This window comes from Streptomyces sp. NPDC004561, from assembly GCF_053602155.1.
In genome coordinates this window covers 1-3168 of the sequence record NZ_JBSGDB010000573.1, presented here as the reverse complement: position 1 = coordinate 3168, position 3168 = coordinate 1, and the positions used below count along the sequence as shown (strand labels likewise).

The 3168-nt window shown below is 57.6% G+C and carries 2 rRNA genes (1 of these 2 only partly in view); both read right to left on the bottom strand.

Going from position 1 to position 3168, the window contains the following annotated elements:
• Positions 1-1279 (bottom strand): 23S ribosomal RNA (locus ACWEN3_RS41020); it reaches 1942 nt to the left of the window's first position.
• A gap of 304 nt (positions 1280-1583) precedes the next feature.
• A 16S ribosomal RNA gene (locus ACWEN3_RS41015) occupies positions 1584-3109 on the bottom strand.
• Together the 16S and 23S rRNA genes form the textbook arrangement of a ribosomal RNA operon.
• Positions 3110-3168 lie beyond the last annotated feature (59 nt).

Sequence of the window (3168 nt, the reverse complement as noted above, 5' to 3'; positions counted from 1 at the left end):
ACATTGCTGCAATGACACGACTTCGGCGGTACGCTTGAGCCCCGCTACATTGTCGGCGCGGAATCACTAGACCAGTGAGCTATTACGCACTCTTTCAAGGGTGGCTGCTTCTAAGCCAACCTCCTGGTTGTCTGTGCGACTCCACATCCTTTCCCACTTAGCGTACGCTTAGGGGCCTTAGTCGATGCTCTGGGCTGTTTCCCTCTCGACCATGGAGCTTATCCCCCACAGTCTCACTGCCGCGCTCTCACTTACCGGCATTCGGAGTTTGGCTAAGGTCAGTAACCCGGTAGGGCCCATCGCCTATCCAGTGCTCTACCTCCGGCAAGAAACACACGACGCTGCACCTAAATGCATTTCGGGGAGAACCAGCTATCACGGAGTTTGATTGGCCTTTCACCCCTAACCACAGGTCATCCCCCAGGTTTTCAACCCTGGTGGGTTCGGTCCTCCACGAAGTCTTACCTCCGCTTCAACCTGCCCATGGCTAGATCACTCCGCTTCGGGTCTTGAGCGTGCTACTAAAATCGCCCTGTTCGGACTCGCTTTCGCTACGGCTTCCCCACCCGGGTTAACCTCGCAACACACCGCAAACTCGCAGGCTCATTCTTCAAAAGGCACGCAGTCACGAGAATGTGCAAGCACATTCCGACGCTCCCACGGCTTGTAGGCACACGGTTTCAGGTACTATTTCACTCCCCTCCCGGGGTACTTTTCACCATTCCCTCACGGTACTATCCGCTATCGGTCACCAGGGAATATTTAGGCTTAGCGGGTGGTCCCGCCAGATTCACACGGGATTTCTCGGGCCCCGTGCTACTTGGGTGTCTCTCAAACGAGCCGCTGACGTTTCGACTACGGGGGTCTTACCCTCTACGCCGGACCTTTCGCATGTCCTTCGTCTACATCAACGGTTTCTGACTCGTCCTGTTGCCGGCAGACAACAGAAGAGAGATCCCACAACCCCGTATACGCAACCCCTGCCGGGTCTCACACGCATACGGTTTGGCCTCATCCGGTTTCGCTCGCCACTACTCCCGGAATCACGGTTGTTTTCTCTTCCTGAGGGTACTGAGATGTTTCACTTCCCCTCGTTCCCTCCACACTGCCTATGTGTTCAGCAGCGGGTGACAGCCCATGACGACTGCCGGGTTTCCCCATTCGGAAACCCCCGGATCAAAGCCTGGTTGACGACTCCCCGGGGACTATCGCGGCCTCCCACGTCCTTCATCGGTTCCTGGTGCCAAGGCATCCACCGTGCGCCCTTAAAAACTTGGCCACAGATGCTCGCGTCCACTGTGCAGTTCTCAAACAACGACCAGCCACCCATCACCCCGAACCAACAGGTCCGAGTTCACTGGGGCCGGCGACTGAAGGAAGATCATTCCCTCAGACACCCAACAGCGTGCCCGACACGATCAGCTGACCAGATCTGCGTTCCACGCCCCGAGGGGCAGTACTAGCGCCTGATCCATCCTGAATCGTGCCGAATAATCAACGTTCCACCCATGAGCAACCAGCATCGAACGTTCGCCGATGTACTGGCCTCTGACCGAGCAAGCCCGGTAAGAAGTGCTCCTTAGAAAGGAGGTGATCCAGCCGCACCTTCCGGTACGGCTACCTTGTTACGACTTCGTCCCAATCGCTAGTCCCACCTTCGACAGCTCCCTCCCACAAGGGGTTGGGCCACCGGCTTCGGGTGTTACCAACTTTCGTGACGTGACGGGCGGTGTGTACAAGGCCCGGGAACGTATTCACCGCAGCAATGCTGATCTGCGATTACTAGCAACTCCGACTTCATGGGGTCGAGTTGCAGACCCCAATCCGAACTGAGACCGGCTTTTTGAGATTCGCTCCACCTCACGGTATCGCAGCTCATTGTACCGGCCATTGTAGCACGTGTGCAGCCCAAGACATAAGGGGCATGATGACTTGACGTCGTCCCCACCTTCCTCCGAGTTGACCCCGGCGGTCTCCTGTGAGTCCCCATCACCCCGAAGGGCATGCTGGCAACACAGAACAAGGGTTGCGCTCGTTGCGGGACTTAACCCAACATCTCACGACACGAGCTGACGACAGCCATGCACCACCTGTACACCGACCACAAGGGGGCGCCTGTCTCCAGACGTTTCCGGTGTATGTCAAGCCTTGGTAAGGTTCTTCGCGTTGCGTCGAATTAAGCCACATGCTCCGCTGCTTGTGCGGGCCCCCGTCAATTCCTTTGAGTTTTAGCCTTGCGGCCGTACTCCCCAGGCGGGGAACTTAATGCGTTAGCTGCGGCACCGACGACGTGGAATGTCGCCAACACCTAGTTCCCACCGTTTACGGCGTGGACTACCAGGGTATCTAATCCTGTTCGCTCCCCACGCTTTCGCTCCTCAGCGTCAGTAATGGCCCAGAGATCCGCCTTCGCCACCGGTGTTCCTCCTGATATCTGCGCATTTCACCGCTACACCAGGAATTCCGATCTCCCCTACCACACTCTAGCTAGCCCGTATCGAATGCAGACCCGGGGTTAAGCCCCGGGCTTTCACACCCGACGTGACAAGCCGCCTACGAGCTCTTTACGCCCAATAATTCCGGACAACGCTTGCGCCCTACGTATTACCGCGGCTGCTGGCACGTAGTTAGCCGGCGCTTCTTCTGCAGGTACCGTCACTTTCGCTTCTTCCCTGCTGAAAGAGGTTTACAACCCGAAGGCCGTCATCCCTCACGCGGCGTCGCTGCATCAGGCTTTCGCCCATTGTGCAATATTCCCCACTGCTGCCTCCCGTAGGAGTCTGGGCCGTGTCTCAGTCCCAGTGTGGCCGGTCGCCCTCTCAGGCCGGCTACCCGTCGTCGCCTTGGTGAGCCATTACCTCACCAACAAGCTGATAGGCCGCGGGCTCATCCTTCACCGCCGGAGCTTTCGACCCTCACAGATGCCTGCGAGAGTGATATCCGGTATTAGACCCCGTTTCCAGGGCTTGTCCCAGAGTGAAGGGCAGATTGCCCACGTGTTACTCACCCGTTCGCCACTAATCCACCCCGAAGGGCTTCATCGTTCGACTTGCATGTGTTAAGCACGCCGCCAGCGTTCGTCCTGAGCCAGGATCAAACTCTCCGTGAATGTTTACCGGTAATCCGGTTGAACACCACGAGAGCGGTGCGAGAGGAGGAATAGTCCCC